Annotated in this window: 27 protein-coding genes; 11 read left to right on the top strand and 16 right to left on the bottom strand. The window is 70.7% G+C overall.

Translation table 11 applies throughout. The features are described 5' to 3' along the window. Positions 1-230: 230 nt before the first annotated feature. A complete protein-coding gene (locus tag RTA_RS13285; RefSeq protein WP_013901929.1) occupies positions 231-1,553 on the bottom strand; it encodes an N-acetylmuramoyl-L-alanine amidase in 1,323 nt (440 codons plus the stop codon). Next, positions 1,550-2,017: a tRNA (adenosine(37)-N6)-threonylcarbamoyltransferase complex ATPase subunit type 1 TsaE gene (tsaE, locus tag RTA_RS13280; protein WP_226986075.1), complete on the bottom strand. Its 468-nt coding sequence runs from the start codon at positions 2,015-2,017 to the stop codon at positions 1,550-1,552. The genes RTA_RS13285 and tsaE overlap by 4 nt, the downstream gene beginning before the upstream one ends. Between tsaE and queG the strand changes: the two genes are divergently transcribed. Further along, positions 2,018-3,112, top strand: coding sequence for a tRNA epoxyqueuosine(34) reductase QueG (queG, locus tag RTA_RS13275; protein ID WP_081466276.1), 1,095 nt, complete (start codon positions 2,018-2,020; stop codon positions 3,110-3,112). On the opposite strand, the gene RTA_RS13270 is transcribed toward queG, so the two are convergent. Continuing rightward, positions 3,103-4,014 carry an AEC family transporter gene (locus RTA_RS13270; RefSeq protein ID WP_041675569.1) on the bottom strand — a complete coding sequence of 304 codons (912 nt, stop codon included), beginning with the start codon at positions 4,012-4,014 and terminating at the stop codon, positions 3,103-3,105. The genes queG and RTA_RS13270 overlap by 10 nt on opposite strands. Before the next feature lie 119 nt (positions 4,015-4,133). Between RTA_RS13270 and RTA_RS21235 the strand changes: the two genes are divergently transcribed. Beyond that, entirely contained in the window at positions 4,134-5,105 is a 972-nt protein-coding gene (locus RTA_RS21235; RefSeq protein WP_013901925.1) for a tripartite tricarboxylate transporter substrate binding protein BugE, read from the top strand. Beyond that, positions 5,102-5,992, top strand: a complete 891-nt coding sequence (gene xerD / locus RTA_RS21230) for a site-specific tyrosine recombinase XerD (RefSeq protein WP_013901924.1) — start codon at positions 5,102-5,104, stop codon at positions 5,990-5,992. Before RTA_RS21235 ends, xerD begins: the two co-directional genes overlap by 4 nt. Positions 5,993-6,029: 37 nt before the next feature. Here the strand turns inward: xerD and RTA_RS13255 are convergent, their stop codons facing one another. The 4 genes from RTA_RS13255 to RTA_RS13240 form a co-directional block, all read right to left on the bottom strand. Further along, the gene (locus RTA_RS13255; RefSeq protein WP_013901923.1) at positions 6,030-6,323 is read right to left on the bottom strand and encodes a hypothetical protein; all 294 of its coding nucleotides are present in this window, start codon (positions 6,321-6,323) and stop codon (positions 6,030-6,032) included. Positions 6,324-6,340: 17 nt separating this feature from the next. Beyond that, the gene (locus RTA_RS13250) at positions 6,341-7,855 is read right to left on the bottom strand and encodes a DUF4331 domain-containing protein (RefSeq protein ID WP_013901922.1); all 1,515 of its coding nucleotides are present in this window, start codon (positions 7,853-7,855) and stop codon (positions 6,341-6,343) included. Between the two features lie 192 nt (positions 7,856-8,047). Further along, positions 8,048-8,515, bottom strand: a complete 468-nt coding sequence (locus RTA_RS13245; RefSeq protein ID WP_013901921.1) for a universal stress protein — start codon at positions 8,513-8,515, stop codon at positions 8,048-8,050. 73 nt (positions 8,516-8,588) lie between these two features. Then, complete coding sequence (locus tag RTA_RS13240; protein WP_041675564.1) at positions 8,589-9,383, bottom strand: ferritin-like domain-containing protein; 795 nt, start codon at positions 9,381-9,383, stop codon at positions 8,589-8,591. Between the two features lie 40 nt (positions 9,384-9,423). On the opposite strand from RTA_RS13240, the gene RTA_RS13235 reads away from it, so the two are divergent. Further along, complete coding sequence (locus RTA_RS13235) at positions 9,424-9,948, top strand: gamma carbonic anhydrase family protein (RefSeq protein WP_013901919.1); 525 nt, start codon at positions 9,424-9,426, stop codon at positions 9,946-9,948. 28 nt (positions 9,949-9,976) lie between these two features. After that, complete coding sequence (gene hslO / locus RTA_RS13230) at positions 9,977-10,954, top strand: Hsp33 family molecular chaperone HslO (RefSeq protein WP_013901918.1); 978 nt, start codon at positions 9,977-9,979, stop codon at positions 10,952-10,954. Here hslO and RTA_RS13225 read toward each other — a convergent pair. From RTA_RS13225 to pyrG, 8 genes are all read right to left on the bottom strand, one after another. Continuing rightward, positions 10,935-11,339: a response regulator gene (locus RTA_RS13225; protein WP_013901917.1), complete on the bottom strand. Its 405-nt coding sequence runs from the start codon at positions 11,337-11,339 to the stop codon at positions 10,935-10,937. The two genes, hslO and RTA_RS13225, sit on opposite strands and share 20 nt — an antisense overlap. 12 nt (positions 11,340-11,351) lie before the next feature. Further along, positions 11,352-11,669 (bottom strand): hypothetical protein, encoded by a 318-nt coding sequence (locus RTA_RS13220; RefSeq protein ID WP_013901916.1) that lies wholly within the window; start codon positions 11,667-11,669, stop codon positions 11,352-11,354. Between the two features lie 94 nt (positions 11,670-11,763). Next, positions 11,764-12,393: an AAA family ATPase gene (locus RTA_RS13215; protein ID WP_013901915.1), complete on the bottom strand. Its 630-nt coding sequence runs from the start codon at positions 12,391-12,393 to the stop codon at positions 11,764-11,766. A 1-nt stretch (position 12,394) separates the two neighbouring features. Next, positions 12,395-12,676, bottom strand: a complete 282-nt coding sequence (locus RTA_RS13210) for a septum formation initiator family protein (RefSeq protein ID WP_041675561.1) — start codon at positions 12,674-12,676, stop codon at positions 12,395-12,397. Positions 12,677-12,695: 19 nt separating this feature from the next. After that, the gene (eno, locus tag RTA_RS13205; RefSeq protein WP_013901913.1) at positions 12,696-13,979 is read right to left on the bottom strand and encodes a phosphopyruvate hydratase; all 1,284 of its coding nucleotides are present in this window, start codon (positions 13,977-13,979) and stop codon (positions 12,696-12,698) included. Positions 13,980-14,018: 39 nt separating this feature from the next. Then, on the bottom strand, positions 14,019-14,309 hold the full coding sequence (locus tag RTA_RS13200) for a DUF1330 domain-containing protein (protein WP_013901912.1): 291 nt from the start codon (positions 14,307-14,309) through the stop codon (positions 14,019-14,021). Continuing rightward, on the bottom strand, positions 14,302-15,159 hold the full coding sequence (gene kdsA, locus RTA_RS13195; RefSeq protein ID WP_013901911.1) for a 3-deoxy-8-phosphooctulonate synthase: 858 nt from the start codon (positions 15,157-15,159) through the stop codon (positions 14,302-14,304). Before kdsA ends, RTA_RS13200 begins: the two co-directional genes overlap by 8 nt. Continuing rightward, complete coding sequence (pyrG, locus tag RTA_RS13190) at positions 15,156-16,826, bottom strand: CTP synthase (protein WP_041675559.1); 1,671 nt, start codon at positions 16,824-16,826, stop codon at positions 15,156-15,158. The genes kdsA and pyrG overlap by 4 nt, the downstream gene beginning before the upstream one ends. Before the next feature lie 115 nt (positions 16,827-16,941). Here pyrG and coaBC point away from each other — a divergent pair, with 115 nt between their 5' ends. The 3 genes from coaBC (at position 16,942) to RTA_RS13175 (ending at position 19,291) form a co-directional block, all read left to right on the top strand. Then, entirely contained in the window at positions 16,942-18,162 is a 1,221-nt protein-coding gene (gene coaBC, locus RTA_RS13185; protein ID WP_041675557.1) for a bifunctional phosphopantothenoylcysteine decarboxylase/phosphopantothenate--cysteine ligase CoaBC, read from the top strand. A 22-nt stretch (positions 18,163-18,184) separates the two neighbouring features. After that, a complete protein-coding gene (dut, locus tag RTA_RS13180; protein WP_013901908.1) occupies positions 18,185-18,631 on the top strand; it encodes a dUTP diphosphatase in 447 nt (148 codons plus the stop codon). 135 nt (positions 18,632-18,766) lie between these two features. Then, on the top strand, positions 18,767-19,291 hold the full coding sequence (locus RTA_RS13175) for a glycine zipper 2TM domain-containing protein (protein ID WP_041675554.1): 525 nt from the start codon (positions 18,767-18,769) through the stop codon (positions 19,289-19,291). A 10-nt stretch (positions 19,292-19,301) separates the two neighbouring features. On the opposite strand, the gene RTA_RS13170 is transcribed toward RTA_RS13175, so the two are convergent. Beyond that, positions 19,302-19,790 carry an FKBP-type peptidyl-prolyl cis-trans isomerase gene (locus tag RTA_RS13170; RefSeq protein WP_041675551.1) on the bottom strand — a complete coding sequence of 163 codons (489 nt, stop codon included), beginning with the start codon at positions 19,788-19,790 and terminating at the stop codon, positions 19,302-19,304. Between the two features lie 32 nt (positions 19,791-19,822). On the opposite strand from RTA_RS13170, the gene RTA_RS13165 reads away from it, so the two are divergent. The 3 genes from RTA_RS13165 to RTA_RS20365 all read left to right on the top strand — a co-directional run bounded on the left by RTA_RS13165 (position 19,823) and on the right by RTA_RS20365 (position 21,854). Further along, positions 19,823-20,950 (top strand): cupin domain-containing protein, encoded by a 1,128-nt coding sequence (locus tag RTA_RS13165; RefSeq protein WP_013901905.1) that lies wholly within the window; start codon positions 19,823-19,825, stop codon positions 20,948-20,950. After that, positions 20,950-21,453, top strand: a complete 504-nt coding sequence (locus RTA_RS13160) for a hypothetical protein (protein ID WP_013901904.1) — start codon at positions 20,950-20,952, stop codon at positions 21,451-21,453. The genes RTA_RS13165 and RTA_RS13160 overlap by 1 nt, the downstream gene beginning before the upstream one ends. A gap of 137 nt (positions 21,454-21,590) precedes the next feature. Continuing rightward, positions 21,591-21,854 (top strand): hypothetical protein, encoded by a 264-nt coding sequence (locus tag RTA_RS20365; protein WP_013901903.1) that lies wholly within the window; start codon positions 21,591-21,593, stop codon positions 21,852-21,854. Positions 21,855-21,904 lie beyond the last annotated feature (50 nt).

Raw genomic sequence — 21,904 nt, 5'->3', positions numbered from 1 at the left:
CTGCGCGCCCGAAGGGCGCTGCGTTCAGACAGATGCCGCGAGTCAGATCACGAGGCGCGCCGCACAGGCGGCGCGCAGCCCCAGGCCGAAGAGCCGTCCCGCCGCGCCAGAAATCGCCCCGCCCGGGCACCGCCTGCCGCGCTGGGGCGTTGCTTCGCTCGAAAGGTCTTCAAGACCTCTGCGCGCCAAGCTGGTCTGTGAGCGCCAGGGGCGACGCCTGCCAGGCTCCGTCAGAGCGGCCGGCTGCGCGCCAGCGGCGGATTGGCCGCGAAGTAGCGCAGGATGCCGCGCATCAGGGCGTCGGCCAGCTCGTCCTGGTAGGCCCGGCTGCGCAGCTTGGCTTCTTCCTCGGGGTTGCTGATGAAGGCGGTCTCCACCAGCACGCTGGGGATGTCGGGCGCCTTGAGCACGGCGAAGCCGGCCTGCTCGACGCGCGGCTTGTGCAGCCGGCCGACGTTGCCGATCTCGCCCAGCATGGCATGGCCCAGCTTGAGGCTGTCGTTGATCTGGGCGGTGGTGCTCATGTCCAGCAGGGCCCGTGCCACCTGCGCGTCCTGCGACTTGACGTTCAGGCCGCCGATCAGGTCGGCCCGGTTCTCCTTGTCGGCCAGCCAGCGCGCCGCCGTGCTCGAGGCGCCGTTGTGGCTGAGGGCGAACACGCTGGCGCCGCGTGCGCTGGGCGTGATGAAGGCGTCCGCATGGATGCTGACGAACAGGTCGGCCTGCACCCGGCGCGCCTTCTGCACCCGCACCTGCAGCGGCACGAAGAAGTCGGCGTCGCGGGTGAGGAAGGCCCGCATCGGGTTGCCGCCCACGCTGGAGGCGTTGATGCGCGCCTGCAGCCGCTGCGCCACCTGCAGCACCACGTCCTTCTCGCGCGTGCCGCCGGGGCCGATGGCGCCCGGGTCCTCGCCGCCATGGCCCGGGTCCAGGGCGATGATGATCAGCCGGTCGGTCTTGTCGCCGCCGGAGGGCTTGGACCCGCCGGACCGCCCGGTCCCCGCCGTCGGCGGCCGCTGGCCCTGGCGGGCGATCAGTTCGTCCAGCGGGTCCGCCACCGTCCCCGACGGCGGCGCGCTGCCCCAGGCGTTCTCCTTCATCTGCTGCGCGATCAGCGTCTCCAGCGGGTCCACCGGCTGCTGCGGGTAGAAGTCCAGCACCAGCCGGTGCTGGTAGGCGGCCACCGGCGGCAGGTTGAACACCTGGGGCAGGGCGGCCTGCTTGAGGTCGATCACCAGCCGCACCACGTCGGGCGAGAACTGCCCCACGCGGATGCCGGCGATGTACGGATCGTCGGCCTGGACCTGGGCCACCAGCTCGCGCAGGGCGGGGTTGAGCTCGATGCCCTCGATGTCCACCGCCAGCCGCGGCGGGCTGGTCACCACGATCTGCCTGGAGCGCAGCTTGCCGTCCGACTCGATGGTGACGCGCGAGTAGTCGGGCGCCGGCCAGATGCGCACCGCCATGATGCTGGCCCCGCGGGCGATCTGGTGGGCGCCGAGCAGCAGCACCAGGGCGCCGCCGTGCAGCAGCTCGCGCCGCGAGAGCGTCACGTTAGCAGCTCCCTGCCGATGCCGCTCTGCGGCGTGGCCGTGACCTCGCGCGAGCCGTCCGTCCGCACCTCGATGCGCAGCACCAGGTCGGCCCGCGGCAGCAGGCCGGCGGCCTTGTCGGGCCATTCGGCGAGCTTGAGGCCGGGGCCGGCGAACACCTCGCGAAAGCCGGCGTCCTCCCACTCGCGCGGGTCGCTGAAGCGGTAGAAGTCGAAGTGCCAGATCGGCAGGCCCTGCGCCTCGTGCGGCTCCACCACCGCATAAGTGGGGCTCTTGATGCGGCCCTGCACGCCCAGCGCGCGCAGCAGGTGCCGCACGAAGGTGGTCTTGCCCGCGCCCAGGTCGCCGCGCAGCTCGATGAAGGCGTCGCGCAGCGCGGGCCGGCCGGCCAATGCCTGCGCGAAGGCGAGGGTGTCGTCCTCGCTCGACCATTCAAGCGGGAGGGGGCTTCCTACAATCGGCAAGTGACGATCAACGGTGCTCAGTTCGACGGTCCTTGGCTGGTGGCCCAGATCGGGCACTGGGCCCGTGAGCTGGGATTCTCCCAAATCGGCATCGCCGGCGTCGACCTTTCCTCTGCTGAGCCAGGTCTTGTGGCGTGGCTGGAACAGGGTTTCCACGGCGAGATGGCCTACATGGCGGCCCATGGCCTCAAGCGGGCGCGTCCTGCCGAGCTGGTGCCCGGCACGGTCAGCGTGCTTACCGCCCGCATGGACTACCTGCCCGCGGCCACGCCCGACGGCTGGCGGGCCGTGGAGTGGGAGCGCCTGCGCCGCCCGGGCGAGGCCGTGGTCTCGCTCTATGCGCGCGGCCGCGACTACCACAAGGTGCTGCGCGCGCGCCTGCAGAAGCTGGCCGACCGCATCGCGCAGGCCGTGGGGCCTTTCGGCCACCGCGTGTTCACCGATTCGGCCCCGGTGCTGGAGGCCGAGCTGGCGGCGCGCAGCGGCCAGGGCTGGCGCGGCAAGCACACCCTGCTGCTGGACCGCGAGGCCGGCTCCATGTTCTTCCTGGGCGAGATCTACCTGGACCTGGCGCTGCCGCCCAGCGCGCCGGTGCAGGCGCATTGCGGCCGCTGCAGCGCCTGCATGGACCTGTGCCCCACGCGGGCCATCGTCGCGCCCGGCCGGCTGGATGCCCGCCGCTGCATCTCCTACCTCACCATCGAGCACGCCGGTCCCATCCCCGCCGAGCTGCGCCCGCTGATGGGCAACCGCATCTACGGCTGCGACGACTGCCAGCTGGCCTGTCCTTGGAACAAGTTCGCGCGGCGCAGCCCCCTGCCGGACTTCGACGCGCGCGAAGGCCTGGCCGGCAGCGCCCTGGCCGAGCTGTTCGGCTGGAGCGAGGAAGAGTTCCTGCGCCGCACCGAGGGCAGCGCCATCCGCCGCATCGGGCACGAGCGCTGGTTGCGCAACCTGGCGGTGGCGCTGGGCAACGCGCTGGCGCTGCAGGACGATGCCGCCATGCGCGCCGCGCTGGCCGCACGGCAGGACCACCCCAGCGCCCTGGTGCGCGAGCACGTGGCCTGGGCGCTGGCGCAGCAGGCTCAACGCTGAAGCAGCACGCCGAGGGCGAACGGCAGGCTGGCCATGGCCAGCAGCGTGGACAGGGTGACCAGCGCGGCGACGTAGGCGCCGTTGTAGCCCATGCGGGCGGCCAGCACGTAGGCACTGGAGGCCGCGGGCAGCGCCGAGAAGGCCAGCAGCATGGTGGACTGCGTGGCATCCAGCCGCAACAGGCGCGCCAGCACCCAGGCCACCAGGGGCAGCAGCAGGTGGCGGATGGCCAGCACCGAGGCCGCCAGCACCTTGCCCTGCGCGAGCGAGCCGAACTGCATGCCGGCCCCGGCGGCCATCAGGCCCAGCGCCAGCGAAGCGGCGCCTATGCGGTTCACCGTCGGCGTGAGCCAGTCAGGAATCTGCAAGCCTGCCAGGTTGGTCGCCATGCCCAGGGCGGTGGCCACGATCAGCGGGTTGCGCAGCAGCGCCGCACCGAAGCCCGTGCCCGAGTGCCGCGCCATGGGCCAGACCGCGCCCACGTTGAACAGCGGCACGCACACGCCGATGAGCACGGCGATCTGCAGCAGGCCCTGCGGGCCGGCCAGCCGCTCGGCCAGCGCCAGCGCGATGAAGGAGTTGAAACGGAAGGCGATCTGGGCCGCGCCCGCGTGGTCGCGCCGGTCGATGCGCGCACCGATCCAGGGCAGGGCCGGCAGCGAGTACGCCAGGGCTATGCCCGCCATCCCCATCAGCAGCCCGGCCGCGATCAGGCTGGAGGCCGCGCCCAGGTCCAGCGGGCTGCGCACGATGGACTGGAACAGCAGGACCGGAAAAAGAAAGTAGTAGACCAGGCTCTCGACCTGCTCCCACACGGTGCGGTTGAGCGCGGTGTAGCGGCACACCAGCCAGCCGCACAGGATCAGGGAGAAATCAGGGAACAGCAGCTGGGCAAAGTTCACCGGCCGAGCATAGTGCAAGACCCTGGGGTTCTCCCTTATGTGTATTCCAGCGGCGCGCCCCCATCCATCTGCCTTTAGGATGCTCGCTCTTTTCGCTCAGCCCCTCACAAGGAGAATTCATGAAACGCCGTCACTGGATCGCCCTGTCCGCCGCCGCGCTGGCCGCCGCCGCGGGCCCCGCGCTGGCCCAGGGTTACCCGAACAAGCCGGTCAAGCTGCAGGTTCCCTTCGCGCCGGGCGGCACCACCGACATCATCGCCCGCGTGATCGCCGATCCGCTGGGCAAGGCGCTGGGCCAGAGCGTGGTGGTGGAGAACAAGGCCGGCGCCGGCGGCGTCATCGGCGCCAGCGAGACCGCGCGCGCCGCGCCGGACGGCTACTCGCTGGGCGTGGCCACGGTGTCCACCACGGCGGCCAACCCGGCGATCAACCCCAAGATCCCCTACAACCCCGTTACCGACTTCACGCCCATCATCAACATCGCGGCCACGCCCAACATCATCGCGGTGCATCCCAGCTTCCCGGCCAAGGACTACAAGACCTTCGTCGAGGTGCTCAAGAGCAACCCGGGCCGGTACTCCTACTCGTCCTCGGGCACGGGCGGCATCGGCCACCTGCAGATGGAGCTGTACAAGAACCTGTCGGGCACCTTCGTCACCCACATCCCGTACCGCGGCGCCGGCCCGGCGCTCAACGACACGGTCGCGGGCCAGGTGCCCATGATCTTCGACAACCTGCCTTCGGCGCTGCCCTTCATCAAGGACGGCCGGCTGGTGCCCATCGTGGTGGCCGCGCCGCAGCGCCTGAAGGAGCTGCCCAACGTGCCGACCTTCAAGGAGGTGGGCCTGGAGCCGGTGAACCGCCTGGCCTACTACGGCATCTACGGGCCCAAGGGCCTGCCCAAGGAGGTGGTGGACAAGGTGCACGGCGGCGTGATGACGGCGCTGCAGGACCCGGCCGTGCGCAAGCGCATCGAGGACACCGGCTCCATCGTCATCGGCAACACGCCGGCCCAGTTCGCGCAGCAGATCCAGGCCGAGTACGAGGTGTACAAGAAGGTGGTCGACGCCGCCAAGCTGAAGCTGGATTGAGGCCCGACGCGTCGGTCGACGCTTTCATCGACGCCCTCTGGCTGGAGGAGGGCCTGGCCAGGAACACCCTGCAGGCCTACCGGCGCGACCTGGCCCTGTACGCCGCCTGGCTGCGCGAGGCGCAGGGCCGCGCGCTGCCGGCCACCACCGAAGCCGACCTGCACGCCTACTTCGCGGCGCGCCACGCGCAGACCAAGGCCACCTCGGCCAACCGCCGGCTGGCGGTGTTCAAGCGCTATTTCCGCTGGGCGCTGCGCGAGCGCATCGTGCAGGCCGACCCCACGCTCAAGCTGGAGCCGGCCAAGCGGCCGCTGCGCGTGCCGCGCACGCTGACGCAGGCCCAGGTCGAGGCGCTGCTGGCCGCGCCGGACGTGGACACGCCGCTGGGCCTGCGCGACCGCGCCATGCTGGAGCTGATGTACGCCAGCGGCCTGCGCGTGAGCGAGCTGGTCACGCTCAAGACGCTGAACGTCGGCCTGGGCGAGCACGTGCTGCGCGTCATGGGCAAGGGCGGCAAGGAGCGCCTGGTGCCGTTCGGCGAGGTGGCGCGCGACTGGCTGGTGCGCTTCCTGCGCGAGGCCAGGGCGGCCATCCTGGACGGGCAGCAGACCGAGGACCTGTTCGTCACCGCGCGCGGCCAGGGCATGACGCGCGCCATGTTCTGGGTGATCGTCAAGAAGCACGCGCGCACCGCCGGCATCACCGCGCCGCTGTCCCCCCACACGCTGCGCCACGCCTTCGCCACGCACCTGCTCAACCACGGCGCCGACCTGCGCGCGGTGCAGATGCTGCTGGGGCATGCGGACATCTCCACCACCACCCTCTACACCCACGTGGCGCGCGAGCGGCTCAAGCAGCTGCACGAAAAACACCACCCGCGCGGCTGAACGCCGGGCGGGTGGTGGCGGGTGGATGCCGTGCGCGTCAGCGCGTCACGGCGGCCGGCTCGGCGGCATCGTCGGTGGGCAGGACCGCGTTGCCCAGTCGGATGGGCTCCGAGGTCTCGTCGGTGCGGTTGGCGATCAGCTCGTTCAGGTAGGCGATCAGGCCGCTGGAGCTGGCCGTGGCCGAGACCGGCAGCTCGTTGGAGCTGGTGGTCGTGGTGCCGCCACCGCCCGTGCCGGCGTTGTCGTCATCCCCGTCGCCGCCGCAGGCGCCGAGCAGGGCGGTGCCGCCGAGCAGGACCAGCAGCATGCCTATTCCCTTGATTGCGCGCATGGTGCTTGCTCCTGCCATCACGGGGTGGTCACGCCGGCGGGAGCGGGCGGGTTGAAGTTGCCCGGGATGGGCGCCCTCAGGTAGGGGAAGGTGGTGGCGTAGTCGGCCGGCGTCTTGCGCACGCCGTCCGTGATCGCCGCGTTGCCGGCCGGCGCGTCGGCCGCCGCGCAGCCCACCTGCAAGGTATCGGTGGGACCGGTGAGGTGGCACAGCGCGCCCATGGCCACGCGCAGCTCGATGTCGACCACGTCGTCGGCGGGGCGGCGGCCGTTCGGGAAGCCGGCGTTGTCACCGCCGGCCACGCCCATCACGTTCTGCGCACCGGCAGCCGTCGGCGCGATCGAGGTGTTGAGCCGCAGCATCTCCGAAGGCACCACGTTGGCCGGCTTGTTCAGGCCCTGGATGCCGGTGAGGAAGGCGGCCACCAGGTCGGTGCGCGGGAACTTGGTGGGCGCCGGCGCGCTGGGGTACAGCGTCTGGATCAGCGCCGGCAGCGTCGGGTTGGTGACGTAGTCCAGGAACTGCGCGTCGCCGGTGGGCCGGGAGGCGTTGAACTTGTCCTTGTCGGTCATGCCGATCACCACCTCGTTGACCAGCGGCATGCCCAGGCGCGAGACCTGGGCCCACGGGCCGCCCTCGCGGCTGGCCTTGTTCAGGCCGGTCGCCGGCGAGCCGTCGATCAGGCGGCCCTGGCGCACGCTGGCCGTGGTGTAGGCGCCGATCACCGGCTCGTTGCCCGCGGTCAGGCAGGCGATGGGCAGCTCCATGGCGATGGTGCTGACGTTCTTCGCCTCCAGGTCGTTGTTGTTGCCGCCGACCTCGGGGCCCAGGGGATTGAGGTTGATCAGGTCGAAGGTCTTGCCGACGGCGATGAAGAACGGCTCCTTGCGCTGGCCCACGAACACGCGGGCCGGCGTGCCGCAGCCGGGAACGTTGACGTTGTAGATGTGCTGGTTGGCGTACCCGGCATAGTTGTTGGAGAAGGTCTTCTCGCCGATGTTGTCGACCGGCTTGTCGAAGGTGTCCGCACCGCCGGCGGCGTTGGTGAGCTTGCCGGCGCGGGTGCCGCTGCGCCGGTCGCCGCGCACCAGGTCCACGGTGTAGGTCTCGCGCACGTTGAGGCTGGCCGGGTTGACGCCGCTGATGGTGTTGCTGTTGATCAGCGGGATCTTGACGGCCTTGCCGCCGACGTTGAGGGCCGTGTCCTTGGGGGTGTTGGTGAACCTGAACTGGAAGCTCAGGTCTTCCTTCGCGTCGCCGTTGTTGTCGATGTGGATCTCGTACAGCGCGTTGGGATCGAACATGTAGAAGTTCGGCCCGCCCTGCGGATCCTGGAACGGGATGTAGTTGGCGATGACGGTCACGAAGCCCTCGCGGCCGGGCTCGTAGCTGCGGAACATGTACAGGTCGGTGCCGTCGATGTGGCGCTGGAACGAGGTGAACGGTGCCTCGCGGTGGCTGGAGGCGAACGCGCCCATGGCGGTGCCGACCAGCAGGACGGCCGCACCCAGGCGGCCGAGGTGTTGTTTCATAAGATCTCCTTGGGTTCGTGGATCCCGCAACTGGCGGGTCACGCATTCACCCATATGGTGCATGGCATAACTTGTAGGACACCCAAGACGACTGTTGTGGGCAGTCTCGCGCTGAGCCTTGGTCTGACGCGCGGCTGTGCTTGCCCCTGCCGTCCCGACCGGGCACCGCCTGCCGCGCCGCGCGGAGAACCGCTACGCAGACTTGGACGCCGGCTCGGGCACCCGCGTCACCAGCACCGGCATGGGCGACAGCCGGATGATCTGCTCGGCGCCGCTGCCCAGCAGCAGCCGGCTGGGACCACGGCGGCCGTGCGTGCCCACCACGATCAGGTCGGCGCCCCACTCCGAGGCCGCCTTGGCCACGGCATCCCCCAGGCGCACGCCCAGGCCATCCACGACGACCCCGTCGGCGGCCACACCCTCCTGCCGGGCCGAAGCCTCGGCCCCGGCCACGATCTGGCGGGCGCTGTCCTGCAGCGCGCCGAACAGCTGGGCCGACGAACCGCCGGACGGGTCGTAGCCGGCCAGGTAGGTCGCATGGTCGATCATGTGGATCAGCCGCAGTTGCCCTGCGTTGGCGCGGGCCAGGCCGATGGCGATGGCCAGCGCGTGCTGCGACGGCTCGCTGCCGTCCAGGGGAACAAGGATGCGCTTGAACATGGGTGCTCCCGGTCGTGCCACCACTCTACGTTGACAGGGCGTGGCGTCTGTCGGACAGGGCCGCGCGCCGCGGCTAGGGCTCCAGCCGCGCCAGCTCTTCCTCGGTGAAGCCGGCGCTGCGGCGCGCGGCCTCGTTGAAGGGCGGGTGCAGGCGGGGCGCGTCGTGGCGTTGCGCCAGCACCGGGTAGTGGGCCACCGGGTCCAGGCCTTCGCGCTCGCACAGCCAGCGGTACCAGCGGTTGCCGATCGCCACGTGGCCCACCTCATCGCGCAGGATGATGTCCAGGATGCCGACGGCGCGCAGCGCGGCGGGCGTGCCCACCTGCCGCAGCTTGTCCTGGATCTGCGGCGTGGCATCCAGCCCGCGCGCCTCCAGCGTGCGCGGCACCAGGGCCATGCGCGCGAGCACGTCGTCCTGGGTGCGGGTGCACATGGCCCACAGATTGTCGTGCGCGGCGAAGTCGCCGTAGGCATGGCCCAGCGAAGCCAGCTGCGCCTGCAGCAGGCTGAAGTGGTGCGCCTCCTCGGCCGCCACCCGCAGCCAGTCCAGGTGGAACCGGCGCGGCAGGCCGCCCCAGCGCCAGGCCGCGTCCAGCGCCAGGTTGATGGCGTTGAACTCGATGTGGGCGATGGCGTGCAGCAGGGCCGCCAGCCCCTCGGGCTTGTGGGGCGAGCGGCGCGGCACGCGCGCGGGATGCACCAGCGGCGGCCGCGCGGGACGGCCGGGGACGGCATCCGCCGCAGCCACCGGGGCCACGGCTGCCAGCGGGAGCAGGGCTGCCTGCCCGGCCAATGCACGGGCCGCGGCCACCTTTTCCTCGGGATCGGCGATGCACAGGGCCTGCAGAGCCTGTTGTCGGAGCTCCATACCTACAATTCTAGGTTTGCATCGCAGGACGATTATTCCGATGGCCATCTACGAACTCGACGGCAAGGCGCCGCAGCTGGGGGAGGGCGCCTGGGTCGCCGACAGCGCCCAGGTGATCGGCGCGGTGGAGCTGGGCGACAACGCCAGCGTGTGGTTCGGCGCCGTGATCCGCGGCGACACCGAGACCATCCGCGTCGGCCGCAACAGCAACGTGCAGGACGGTTCGGTGCTGCACGCCGACGTCGGCAAGCCCCTGACCATCGGCGAGAACGTGACCATCGGCCACCAGGTCATGGTGCACGGCTGCACCATCGGCGACAACTCGCTGATCGGCATCCAGGCCGTGGTGCTCAACGGCGCGCGGATCGGGCGCAACTGCATCGTGGGCGCCGGCAGCGTGGTGACCGAGGACAAGGAGTTCCCCGACAACTCGCTGATCCTGGGCGCGCCGGCCAAGGTGGTGCGCACCCTGGACCAGGCCGCCGCGCAGAAGCTGGCGCAAAGCGCCGAGCACTACGTGGGCAACGCGCGCCGCTACGCCCGCGGGCTGAAGAAGATCGCCTGAAGGCGCGCAGCGCGACGAGGACACGTTTTTGAGCGAGCTGCACAAGTTCCTGTTCGACGGGCTGCCGGTGCGCGGCATCATCGTGCGGCTGACCGGCGCCTGGACCGAGATCCTGGCGCGCCGGGAGGCCAACACCGCCACCGGGCCCTGGGCACCGCCGGTGGCCGAACTGCTGGGCGAGATGGCCGCGGCCGGCGCACTGATGCAGTCCAACATCAAGTTCAACGGCGCGCTGATCCTGCAGATCTTCGGCGACGGGCCGGTCAAGGTGGCGGTGGCCGAGGTCCAGCCCGACCTGAGCCTGCGCGCCACCGCCAAGGTGGTGGGCGACGTGCCGGTGGATGCGCGCCTGCCCGAGCTGGTCAACCTGAACAACCAGGGCCGCTGCGCCATCACGCTGGACCCCAAGGACAAGTTCCCGGGCCAGCAGCCCTACCAGGGCGTGGTGCCGCTGCACGGCGACCGGCGCGAGAAGCTCGGCCGCCTGTCCGAGGTGCTGGAGCACTACATGCTGCAGTCCGAGCAGCTGGACACCACGCTGGTGCTGGCCGCCGACGAGAAGGTGGCCGCCGGCCTGCTGATCCAGCGCCTGCCGCTGGAAGGCGAGGGCAACCTGGCCGGCTCCATGGTGTCCAAGGCCAACGAGGACGAGATCGGCCTGAACGAGCACTACAACCGCATCGCCATCCTGGCCGCCAGCCTCAAGCGCGAGGAGCTGCTGGAGCTGGACGTGGACACCATCCTGCGCCGGCTGTTCTGGGAGGAGAAGGTGCTGCGCTTCCCGGCCGAGGTGCCGCGCTTCGCCTGCACCTGCAGCCGCGAGCGCGTGGCCAACATGATCCGCGGGCTGGGCCGCGAGGAGGCCGAGAGCATCGTGGCCGAGCGCGGCGACATCGAGGTGGGATGCGACTTCTGCGGCCTGCAGTACCGCTTCGATGCGGTGGACGCGGCCCAGCTGTTCGCCGCGCCGGGCGACCAGCCGCCGGTCACATCCGCCGTGCAGTAGCCGGTGCCGCGCCGGGGCCGGCCAGCGACGAGCAGTAGGCGATGAAGGCCGGCACGTCGCTGTTCTTCTGGAACACCTGGTCGGCGCCCAGCTGCAGGCAGTGCTGGCGGATGCCGGGCGTGGCGTAGTCGCTGAACACCACCACCTTGCCGGCGCCGGGCCGCTCGCGGCACTTGGACACCACGCCCATGCCGGTGCCCTGCTCCAGGATCAGGTCGACGATGGCCAGGTCCCAGGCGCCGGGGTGCTCCTCCAGCCAGAGCTTGGCCTCGGCCTCGGTGGCTGCCTCGCCCACCACCTGGAAATCGCCGAGGCTGGCCAGCAGGTCCGCGACCACGCCGCGGATCTGTTTCATGTCTTCGACCAGCAGGACGGCGATGCTCATAAGCTCGGGGGTTCAGCCGCGGCCGCCCTGGACGGCCTGCAGCTGGCGCTCGAGGCGGCGCCGCTCGGCGGCTTCCTCGTGCAGCAATTCGGTGACTTCCGCCAGGTCCTCGGCCGCCTCCTGCACCTTCTCCTCGATCGCGGCGTTCTGCACCAGGGCACGGCCCACGTCGCCATGGCGCACGCTGTGAGGCAGGCAACGGTCGAGTGCCGTGTTGGTCAGGTGCAGCTCGGCGCCGGCCACCAGCAGCGTCTGCTGGATCTGCTCGGTCTTGACTTGGGCACGTTCGATGGGCTTGCCACCGCCGCCCGGGATGGGGCTGAACTTCATCGGGACTCCCGCTGTTGAAGTGCCTGAAGGGTAGGCGCCCGCACCGCGGCCTGCCTGTAGGCCAACACCTGAGCTTGCTGCGGGGAAGCTGGCTTCAACCCTGTCGGAAACGCGTGAACAGGCGGTGCTCGCACGAGGCGTCGCCGCAGTGCGCGCAGGACCACTGCCAGGGCCGGTGTTCCGGCGCCGCGGCCCCTCGACCAGGCGCGGTGGCATCGATGGCGGCCAGCGCCGCGCAGGCGCGCTGCGCGCCCTGCCCGTAGACCACCGTGTAGGCGATCTTCTCGCGCCCGAGCAGCTCGCGCACCAGCGCGTCGACAGGTTCGCGCGCATGCGCGCCGGCGCGCTGCAACCCGTCGGCCACCCAGGGCAGATCCAGTCCCATGACCAGGGTCAGGTCATAGCCGCGCTGGCGCTCCACTGCGAAGCGGTAGAGGGGGTGGTCGGGAAACAGCAGGGCGCCATGGATGGCCACCATCAAGGCCGTGGTGTCGGCGATCACGATGCCGGCACCCGCGGCGGCCTGGTCGACGCGGCGCTCCTGCTCCTGCGCGATGGGCAGCTGCTCCTCGGGCCGGGGCATGCGGCCCTCGCGTTCGCACCACTCGCGCAGCACTTCCGCCACCACCGCCACGCGCAGGCCGCGTTCGCGCAGGCGCTCGGCCAGGGCGTGCGACAGCCGCGTCTTGCCGGTGCTCTCGGCGCCCAGCAAGGCGATCTTCATCTCACTTCTGCGGGCCCAGGTTCACGAAGATCTCGTTGGGCTTGACCATGCCCAGCTCGGTGCGGGCCTTCTCCTCCACCATCTCCAGGCCTTCCTTGAGGTCGCGCACCTCGGAGGCCAGTCGCTCGTTGGCCTGCAGGGCCAGCAGGTTGGCGGCCTTCTGCGCCTCCAGCTTGCGCTGCATCTGCGCCACCTCGCCCACGCTGCCCCGGCCGAACCACAGCTGCGCATGGAACACCAGCAGCAGCGCGATCAGCACGGCGGGGACGGCTCGGTGGGCCATGTGCGTCGGTTCGCCGGATCTACTTGATGTTGTAGAAGGCGGCGCGGCCGGGATAGCTGGCGATGTCGCCCAGGTCTTCCTCGATGCGCAGCAGCTGGTTGTACTTGGCCATGCGGTCCGAGCGCGACAGCGAGCCGGTCTTGATCTGGCCGGCGTTGGTGCCCACCGCGATGTCGGCGATGGTGCTGTCCTCGGTCTCGCCCGAGCGGTGGCTGATGACGGCGGTGTAGCCCGCGCGCTTGGCCATCTCGATGGCGGCGAAGGTCTCGGTCAGGGTGCCGATCTGGTTGATCTTGATCAGGATGGAGTTGGCGATCTTCTTGTCGATGCCTTCCTTCAGGATCTTGGTGTTGGTGACGAACAGGTCGTCGCCCACCAGCTGCACCCGCTTGCCCAGCAGGTCGGTCAGCAGCTTCCAGCCGTCCCAGTCGCCCTCGGCCATGCCGTCCTCGATGCTGATGATGGGGTACTTGTTCACCCAGGTAGCCAGCACGTTGGCCCACTCGGGCGCGGCGAGCTGCAGGCCTTCGGCCTCGACGTGGTACTTGCCGTCCTTGTAGAACTCGCTGGCCGCGCAGTCCAGCCCCAGGGCGATCTGCTCGCCCGGCTGGTAGCCGGCGGCCTCGACGGCCTGCAGGATCATCTGGATGGCGGCCTCGTGGTTGGCCACGTTGGGGGCGAAGCCGCCCTCGTCGCCCACGGCCACGCTCATGCCCTGGTCGTGGATGATCTTCTTGAGCGCGTGGAACACCTCGGCGCCCCAGCGCACGGCCTCGCGGAAGCTGGGCGCGCCCACCGGGATGATCATCAGCTCCTGCAGGTCCAGGTTGTTGTTGGCATGCGCGCCGCCGTTGACCACGTTCATCATGGGCACCGGCAGCTGCATGCCGCCCATGCCGCCGAAGTAGCGGTACAGCGGCAGGCCCGACTCTTCCGCGGCGGCGCGCGCCACGGCCATGGAGACGGCCAGCATGGCGTTGGCGCCCAGGCGGCTCTTGTTGTCGCTGCCGTCCAGGTCGATCAGGGTCTTGTCCAGGAAAGCCTGCTCCGAGGCGTCCAGGCCCAGCACGGCCTCGCTGATCTCGGTGTTGATGTGCTCCACCGCCTTGAGCACGCCCTTGCCCAGGTAGCGGCCCTTGTCGCCGTCACGCAGCTCGATGGCCTCGCGGCTGCCGGTGGACGCGCCCGAGGGCACGGCCGCGCGGCCCATGGTGCCGGACTCCAGCAGCACGTCGCATTCCACGGTGGGATTGCCACGCGAATCCAGGATCTCTCGGCCGACGATGTCAACGATGGCGCTCATTCGGGTTCTCTTTTCCGGAAGTTGGGAAGGGGTGGCGGCTCAGACACCTTCGATGAGGACCATCCTCATCACGGCTGCGCCCTGCCGGGCGGCCCTGGCCGCCTGGTACTCGGCCGAATCGTAAAAGGCCCGCGCCTGCTCGGTTGTAGGAAACCTCAGCAAAACGACGCGCTTGGGCGACCAGTCGCCCTCCAGCACCTCCACCTTGCCGCCGCGCACGCAGACCTCGGCGCCGTGCTTCTGCATGGCGACGGTCGACAGCCTGCGGTACTCCTCGTACTGCTGCGCATTGGTGACCTCGACGTTGGCCAGGATGTAGGCGCTAGGCATGGAAATGGTCCTCCAGGAAACCGTTCTTCTTGGTGACGCGGTCGAGCGCCAGCAGCGTCTCCAGCAGCGGCTTCATGTGCTTGAGCGGCACGGCGTTGGGCCCGTCGGACAGGGCCTTGGCGGGATCGGGGTGGGTCTCCATGAACAGGCCGGCCACGCCCACGGCCACCGCCGCGCGGGCCAGCACCGGCACCATCTCGCGCTGGCCGCCCGAGCTGGTGCCCTGGCCGCCGGGCAGCTGCACCGAGTGCGTCGCGTCGAACACCACCGGCGCGCCGGTCTCGCGCATGATGGCCAGCGAACGCATGTCCGAGACCAGGTTGTTGTAGCCGAAGCTGGCGCCGCGCTCGCAGGCCATGAAGCTGTCCTCGGGCAGGCCCTTCTCGCGCGCCGCCGCGCGCGCCTTGTCGATCACGTTCTTCATGTCGTGCGGCGCGAGGAACTGGCCCTTCTTGATGTTGACCGGCTTGCCCGACTGCGCCACGGCGCGGATGAAATCAGTCTGCCGGCACAGGAAGGCCGGGGTCTGCAGCACGTCCACCACCTCCGCCACCATGGGCACCTCGGCCTCGCTGTGCACGTCGGTGATGATGGGCAGGCCCAGCTGCTTCTTGACCTTGGCCAGGATCTCCAGCCCGCGCGACATGCCCGGGCCGCGGAAGCTGGTGCCCGAGGAGCGGTTGGCCTTGTCGTAGCTGCTCTTGAAGATGAACGGGATACCCAGCTGGGAGGTGATCTCCTTGAGCTGGCCGGCCACGTCCAGCTGCAGCTGCTCGGACTCGACCACGCAGGGGCCGGCGATCAGGAAAAAGGGCCGATCCAGGCCCACGTCGAAGTTGCAGAGTTTCACGCGACCGCCTTCAGTGACTTGTTGCCCGCCGACTGGTGATCCACCGCCGCCTTGATGAAGGCGTTGAACAATGGATGCCCGTCCCAGGGCGTGGACTTGAACTCGGGGTGGAACTGCACCCCCATGAACCAGGGGTGCACCTCCTGGGGCAGCTCGACGATCTCGGTCAGGTGCTCGCGCTGGGTCAGCGCCGAGATCACCAGGCCGGCCCGGCGCAGCTGGTCGAGGTAGTTGACGTTGGCCTCGTAGCGGTGCCGGTGGCGCTCGGTCACCACGTCGCCGTAGATCCTGTGGGCCAGCGTGCCCTTGGCCACGTCGGAGCTCTGCGCGCCCAGGCGCATGGTGCCGCCCAGGTCGGACTTCTCGTCGCGCTTGTTGACGGTGCCGTCGGCGCCGTGCCACTCGGTGATCAGGGCGATCACCGGGTGGGGCGTCTGGGGCTCGAACTCGGTGCTGTTGGCGTCCTGCAGCCCCGCCGCGTGGCGCGCGTACTCGATGGTGGCGACCTGCATGCCCAGGCAGATGCCCAGGTAGGGGACCTTGTTCTCGCGGGCGAAGCGGGCGGCGGCGATCTTGCCCTCGATGCCGCGCTTGCCGAAGCCGCCGGGCACCAGGATGGCGTCGTACTTGGCCAGGCGCGACACGCTGTCGGCGGTGATGGTCTCGGAGTCCACGTAGTCGATCTTCACGCGCACGTGGTTCTTCAGGCCGGCATGGCGCAGGGCCTCGTTGAGCGACTTGTAGCTGTCCGACAGGTCCACGTACTTGCCGACCATGGCGATGCCGACCTCGCCCCGGGGATGTTCGACCTCGTACACCAGCTCGTCCCAGCGGCGCAGGTTGGCCGGCGGCGTGTTCAGGCGCAGCTTGTCGCAGATCAGGCCGTCCAGGCCCTGCTCGTGCAGCACGCGCGGCACCTTGTAGATGGTGTCCACGTCCCACATGCTGATCACGCCCCAGCGCGGCACGTTGGTGAACAGGCTGATCTTCTCGGCCTCGTCCTCGGGGATGCGGCGGTCGGCGCGGCACAGCAGGGCATCCGGCTGGATGCCGATCTCGCGCATCTTCTGCACCGTGTGCTGGGTCGGCTTGGTCTTGAGCTCGCCCGCGGCGGCGATGAAGGGCACGTAGGTCAGGTGCACGAAGGCGGCGTTGTTGGGCCCCATCTTCAGGCTCATCTGGCGCACCGCCTCCAGGAAGGGCAGGGACTCGATGTCGCCCACCGTGCCGCCGATCTCCACGATGGCCACGTCCACTTCGCCCGGCATGCCGACGCCGGCGCCGCGGCGGATGAATTCCTGGATCTCGTTGGTCACGTGCGGGATCACCTGCACCGTCTTTCCCAGGTAGTCGCCGCGGCGCTCCTTCTCCAGCACGCTCTTGTAGATCTGGCCGGTGGTGAAGTTGTTGGCCTTGCGCATCTTCGTGGTGACGAAGCGCTCGTAGTGGCCCAGGTCCAGGTCGGTCTCGGCGCCGTCGTCGGTGACGAACACCTCGCCGTGCTGGAACGGCGACATGGTGCCCGGGTCCACGTTGATGTACGGGTCGAGCTTGATGAGGGTGACTTTGAGGCCCCGCGATTCCAGGATCGCTGCGAGGGAGGCTGAGGCGATTCCCTTGCCCAGGGAGGACACCACACCGCCGGTGACGAAGACGAATTTGGTCATGTCGGCTCGGAAGCGGGCTTCCGAAAGGAGGTGGTAAAGCGAGATTCTATACGGGTGGGGTAGGGGCCCTCCACCCCCGGCGCATGGCCGCGAGGGCTCTGCTACATTGCGCCGCATGAACGACCTCGCCGGCAAGCACATCGTCCTGGGCCTGTCCGGCGGCATCGCCTGCTACAAGTCCGCCGAACTGTGCCGCGGCCTGGTCAAGGCCGGCGCCACGGTGCAGGTCGTGATGACCGAGGCCGCGCAGGCGTTCATCACGCCGGTGACCCTGCAGGCGCTGTCCGGCCGCCCGGTGTACGGCTCGCAATGGGACGCGCGCGAGCCGAACAACATGCCGCACATCAACCTGTCGCGCGAGGCCGACGCCATCCTGGTCGCGCCGTGCAGCGCGGACTTCATGGCGCGCCTGGTGCACGGCCGCGCGGACGAGCTGCTCAGCCTGATGTGCCTGGCGCGTCCCCTGGACCGCGTGCCGCTGCTGATCGCGCCGGCCATGAACCGCGAGATGTGGGCCCATCCCGCCACCCAGCGCAACATGGCGCAGCTGGCCGCCGACGGCGCCGTCCTGCTGGGCGTGGGGGCCGGCCCGCAGGCCTGCGGCGAGACCGGCGACGGCCGCATGCTGGAGCCGGCCGAACTGCTGGAGGACATCGTCGCCTTCTTCCAGCCCAAGGCGCTGGCCGGCCGGCGCGTGCTGGTGACGGCCGGCCCCACCTTCGAGGCCATGGACCCGATCCGCGGCATCACCAACCACTCGTCCGGCAAGATGGGGTTCGCCATCGCCCGCGCGGCACGCGAGGCCGGCGCCCAGGTCACGCTGGTGGCCGGCCCGGTCAGCCTGCCCACGCCGCGCGGCGTGACGCGGCTGGACGTGCAGTCGGCGCGCCAGATGCTGCAGGCCTGCGAAGCCGGGGCCCGGCAGGCCGACGTCTTCATCGCCACCGCGGCGGTCGCCGACTGGCGGCCCGAGGTGCAGGCCGACCACAAGATCAAGAAGGACGGCTCCGGCCAGCCGCCGGCGGTGCGCTTCGTCGAGAACCCCGACATCCTGGCCACCCTGGCCCAGGGCGAGCGCGCCCGCAGCGGCGCGCTGTACTGCGTGGGCTTCGCCGCCGAGAGCGAGAACCTGGTGGCCCACGCCCGGGCCAAGCGCGGGCGCAAGGGCATTCCGCTGCTGGTGGGCAACATCGGCCCGCTGGCCTTCGGCCGGGACGACAACGAACTGCTGCTGGTGGACGAACACGGCGAGCAGGCGCTGCCGCCCGGCCCCAAGCTGGTGCTGGCGCGGCAGCTGATCGCGCAGATCGCCCGGCGCCTGCGGCCGGCGGCCTGACCGCACCTCTTACGGACAAGCGATGCAAGTCGACGTCAAGATCCTCGATCCGCGCATGGCGGACCAGCTGCCCGCCTATGCCACGCCGGGCAGCGCCGGCCTGGACCTGCGCGCCTGCCTGGATGCGCCGCTCACCCTGGCGCCCAACGCCTGGCAGCTGGTGCCCACCGGCATCGCCGTCTGGCTGAAGGACCCGGGCTATGCCGCGCTGATCCTGCCGCGCTCGGGCCTGGGCCACAAGCACGGCATCGTGCTGGGCAACCTGGTCGGCCTGATCGACAGCGACTACCAGGGGCAGCTGATGGTGAGCGCCTGGAACCGCAGCCCCACGGCGTTCACGCTGCAGCCCCTGGAGCGCCTGGCGCAACTGGTGATCGTGCCGGTGGCCCAGGCGCGCTTCAACGTGGTGGCCGAATTTCCGCCCAGCCGGCGCGGCGAGGGCGGCTACGGCTCGACCGGCAAGGCCTGAGGCCGGCTCCTACGCACCCTCCCGTCCGCTCCTACAGCAAGCCGCGGCATCTGCTGCCCGGCCGTGGAAGCGGGGCCGCGTCAAATGCTGGCACGGCCGTCGCTTGGCGCGGCCCCGACAGACAAGGAGATTCCCATGCGTCAACACCGTCTCGTTTCCGTGGCAGCCGCCGGCATCGCCGCTGCAATGCTGGGCGCCTGTGCCGGCTATCCCTCGCAGCCGGCGAGCAGCTATCCCACCAGCACCTACCCGGCGGCCGGCAGCTATCCGGCGCCGGCACCGGCCACGGCGTCCTCGGCGCTGGAGTTCGGCCGCGTGACCAACATCGAGTACGTGCCCGCGGGCGCCACCACGCAGAACCGGCCGAACGTGATCGGCGCCGTGGTGGGCGGCGTGGCCGGCGCGGTGCTGGGCCGCCAGATCGGCGGCGGCAGCGGCCGGGACGTGGCCACGGTGCTCGGGGGCGTGGGCGGCGCGGCCGTCGGCAGCCAGGTGGGCCGCAACAACCAGCCCGCACCGGCGACGGCGGCGGGCGCGGCCTACCGCATCTCGGTGCAGACCGACCAGGGCGTCATGCGCACCTACGAGGTCAGCGCCACCGGCGACCTGCGCGTGGGCGACCGCGTGCGCGTGGAGAACGGCGTCATCTACCGCGCGTAAGGCCGCGGCGCTAGTTCACACGGAAGAAGCCGGTGCCGGCGGAGCCGCGGCCGACCTCTTCCTCGGTCGCGTCGCGCACGGCTTCCACCTTCAGCTGCAGGCGCAGCGCGATGCCGGCTAGCGGGTGGTTGCCGTCCAGCACCACGTGCTCGGGGTAGATCTCGGTGACCGTGTACAGGATGTCCTTGGGTGCGTCCGGGTTGGTGCCCGCCGGCAGGCCCTCGAAGGTCATGCCTTCCTCCAGCTGCGCCGGGAACAGCGGGCGCGGCTCCAGGAAGACCAGCTGCTCGTCGTAGTCGCCGAACGCCTCCTCCGGCTCCAGGTGCAGGTCGATGCGGTCGCCCGGCTCGTGGCCCTGCAGGGCCTCCTCGATCTTGGCCAGCAGGTCCTCGCCGCCGACCAGGAACTCCACCGGCGATTCCAGCACGTCCAGGGTGTCGCCCAGCGTGTCCTTGAGCGTCCAGGTCAGCGCGACCACGCATTGATCCTTGATTTCCATGGGGGAGAATTGTCGCAGCTGACATCTCTTCCATGGACATAGACCAACCCATCACCCTGCTGGGCGGCCTGACGCCCGCGCAGTTCATGCGCCGCCACTGGCAGCGCAAGCCGCTGCTGATCCGCGGCGCCGTCCCCGCCATGCAGGCCGTGGTCGAGCGCGATGCGCTGTTCGGGCTGGCGGCGCGCGAGGAGGTCGAGTCGCGGCTGGTCGAGCGCAGGGGCGGGGACTGGCGCCTGCGCCGCGGGCCGTTCACGCGCCGTGCCCTGCCGCCGCGCTCGCGCCCGGAATGGACGCTGCTGGTGCAGGGCGTGGACCTGCACCATGCGGGCGTGCACGCGCTTTTGCAGCAGTTCCGCTTCGTGCCCGAGGCGCGGCTGGACGACCTGATGATCAGCTACGCCACCGACGGCGGCGGCGTGGGCCCGCATTTCGACAGCTACGACGTGTTCCTGCTGCAGGCCCAGGGGCGGCGGCGCTGGCGCATCGGCCGCCAGCGCGACCTGGCGCTGCAGCCCGGCGCGCCGCTGAAGATCCTGGCCCGCTTCGAACCCGAGCAGGAGTGGGTGCTGGAGCCGGGCGACATGCTGTACCTGCCGCCGCGCTATGCGCACGACGGCATCGCCGAAGGCGAGTGCCAGACCTACTCGATCGGCTTCCGCTCGCCGGCGCAGGGCGAGCTGGCGCGCGAGCTGCTGCAGCGCCTGGCGGAGGAGCCCGGCGACGCGGCCCCGCAGGGCCTGTACCGGGACCCGTCGCAGCCGGCGACCGCCACGCCGGGCGCCATCCCGCCAGCCCTGGCGGCTTTCGCGCAGGCGGCCGTGGCCGCGGCGCTGAAGACCCCCGCCGCCCTGGACCGGGCGCTGGGCGAGTACCTCACCGAGCCCAAGGCCCAGGTCTGGTTCGAGGCGCAGCGGCCGCCGCGCCGCCTGGGCGCCGTCGCGCTGGATGCGCGCACGCGCATGCTCTACGACGCGCGGCATGTCTTCGTCAACGGCGACAGCTGGCGCGCCTCGGGCGCCGACGCGGCCCTGATGCGCCGGCTGGCCGACCGCCGCCGCCTGGCCGCGGCCGAGGTCCTGCGCGCCAGCGCGGCGTCGCAGGACCTGCTGCGCGGCTGGTGCGAAGCCGGCTGGCTGCACCCGGCGCAGGAGGCGTGATGGCGGGCACCTTGCCGATGCCGCCCCTGCCGCAAGGCCGCTTCGAGGGCCGCATTGCTTTCCAGCAGCAGGTGCGCGACGCGCTGGCCGCCGCGGCGCGCGAAGGCTGGCGCGAGATCATCCTCAGCGATCCCTCGTTCGAGGACTGGCCGCTGGGCGAGCGCGCGGTGGCCGAGTCGCTGCAGGCCTGGTCGGCCAGCGGCCGCCGCTGCACGCTGCTGGCCCGGCGCTGGGAACCGGCGATCCGGTTGCATGCGCGCTTCGTGACCTGGCGTCGCACCTGGTCGCACATCATCGAGGCGCGGGCCTGTCCCTCGGCCGACGTGCTGGAGTTGCCCAGCGCCATCTGGAGCCCGGCCTGGGCGCTGCAGCGCCTGGACCCGGAGCGCTGCGTGGGCCACAGCGGTGCCGAGGCGGAGCGGCGCCTGGCGCTGCGCGAGGCGTTGCGGGAGTGGCTGCAAAAGAGCACGCCGGCCTTTCCCGCCAGCACGCTCGGGCTTTGAACAGGCCGCCGCCAGGACACATCCGCCACCTATAATTTCCGGCTGAGCATGAGGCGCTGCGTCCTTCCTGTTCAGCCGGCGCGCGGTCCGCGCCGCCGGCTCCCTCCGACAAAACCGCATCCCCACAAGGAATCCCCATGAAGAAATCCCTGCTCCTGGCGTCGCTGATCGCCGCCGCCGGCCTGGCTGCCTGCGGCCGCACCGAGGCGCCGGCACCCGCCCCGGCCCCGGCGCCCGCCGCCGCGCCGGCCCCGGCCCCGGCTCCGGCCCCTGAGGCCGCCGCCTCCGCTGCCGCCGCCGCGTCCGCTCCTGCAGGCGCGGCGTCGGGTGCTGCCTCGGCCCCCGCAGGTGCAGCGTCGGCCGCCGCTCCGGCTGCCAGCGCCGCCAGCGCCGCAAGGTAAGCGCTTCTCGCGCCAGCAAAAAGCCACCCGAGGGTGGCTTTTTCTTTGGG

Origin of the sequence: Ramlibacter tataouinensis TTB310 (genome assembly GCF_000215705.1) — a bacterium.
Lineage (GTDB): Bacteria > Pseudomonadota > Gammaproteobacteria > Burkholderiales > Burkholderiaceae_C > Ramlibacter > Ramlibacter tataouinensis.
Note: the sequence above shows the minus strand (reverse complement) of the source record. Positions and strands in the feature narration are given on the sequence as shown.

What these genes read in the sequence shown, in the direction of transcription:
- RTA_RS13160 (WP_013901904.1), top strand. Translation starts at nt 20,950, where the DNA reads ATGGCGGGCACCTTGCCGATGCCGCCCCTGCCGCAAGGCCGCTTCGAG.
- RTA_RS13210 (WP_041675561.1), bottom strand. Translation starts at nt 12,676, where the DNA reads ATGGCCCACCGAGCCGTCCCCGCCGTGCTGATCGCGCTGCTGCTGGTG.
- RTA_RS13240 (WP_041675564.1), bottom strand. Translation starts at nt 9,383, where the DNA reads ATGGAGCTCCGACAACAGGCTCTGCAGGCCCTGTGCATCGCCGATCCC.
- dut (WP_013901908.1), top strand. Translation starts at nt 18,185, where the DNA reads ATGCAAGTCGACGTCAAGATCCTCGATCCGCGCATGGCGGACCAGCTG.
- coaBC (WP_041675557.1), top strand. Translation starts at nt 16,942, where the DNA reads ATGAACGACCTCGCCGGCAAGCACATCGTCCTGGGCCTGTCCGGCGGC.
- RTA_RS13220 (WP_013901916.1), bottom strand. Translation starts at nt 11,669, where the DNA reads ATGAAGTTCAGCCCCATCCCGGGCGGCGGTGGCAAGCCCATCGAACGT.
- RTA_RS13235 (WP_013901919.1), top strand. Translation starts at nt 9,424, where the DNA reads ATGGCCATCTACGAACTCGACGGCAAGGCGCCGCAGCTGGGGGAGGGC.
- pyrG (WP_041675559.1), bottom strand. Translation starts at nt 16,826, where the DNA reads ATGACCAAATTCGTCTTCGTCACCGGCGGTGTGGTGTCCTCCCTGGGC.
- RTA_RS20365 (WP_013901903.1), top strand. Translation starts at nt 21,591, where the DNA reads ATGAAGAAATCCCTGCTCCTGGCGTCGCTGATCGCCGCCGCCGGCCTG.
- RTA_RS13250 (WP_013901922.1), bottom strand. Translation starts at nt 7,855, where the DNA reads ATGAAACAACACCTCGGCCGCCTGGGTGCGGCCGTCCTGCTGGTCGGC.
- RTA_RS13165 (WP_013901905.1), top strand. Translation starts at nt 19,823, where the DNA reads ATGGACATAGACCAACCCATCACCCTGCTGGGCGGCCTGACGCCCGCG.
- eno (WP_013901913.1), bottom strand. Translation starts at nt 13,979, where the DNA reads ATGAGCGCCATCGTTGACATCGTCGGCCGAGAGATCCTGGATTCGCGT.
- RTA_RS13245 (WP_013901921.1), bottom strand. Translation starts at nt 8,515, where the DNA reads ATGTTCAAGCGCATCCTTGTTCCCCTGGACGGCAGCGAGCCGTCGCAG.
- RTA_RS13200 (WP_013901912.1), bottom strand. Translation starts at nt 14,309, where the DNA reads ATGCCTAGCGCCTACATCCTGGCCAACGTCGAGGTCACCAATGCGCAG.
- RTA_RS13170 (WP_041675551.1), bottom strand. Translation starts at nt 19,790, where the DNA reads ATGGAAATCAAGGATCAATGCGTGGTCGCGCTGACCTGGACGCTCAAG.
- RTA_RS13215 (WP_013901915.1), bottom strand. Translation starts at nt 12,393, where the DNA reads ATGAAGATCGCCTTGCTGGGCGCCGAGAGCACCGGCAAGACGCGGCTG.
- RTA_RS21235 (WP_013901925.1), top strand. Translation starts at nt 4,134, where the DNA reads ATGAAACGCCGTCACTGGATCGCCCTGTCCGCCGCCGCGCTGGCCGCC.
- RTA_RS13255 (WP_013901923.1), bottom strand. Translation starts at nt 6,323, where the DNA reads ATGCGCGCAATCAAGGGAATAGGCATGCTGCTGGTCCTGCTCGGCGGC.
- RTA_RS13225 (WP_013901917.1), bottom strand. Translation starts at nt 11,339, where the DNA reads ATGAGCATCGCCGTCCTGCTGGTCGAAGACATGAAACAGATCCGCGGC.
- RTA_RS13175 (WP_041675554.1), top strand. Translation starts at nt 18,767, where the DNA reads ATGCGTCAACACCGTCTCGTTTCCGTGGCAGCCGCCGGCATCGCCGCT.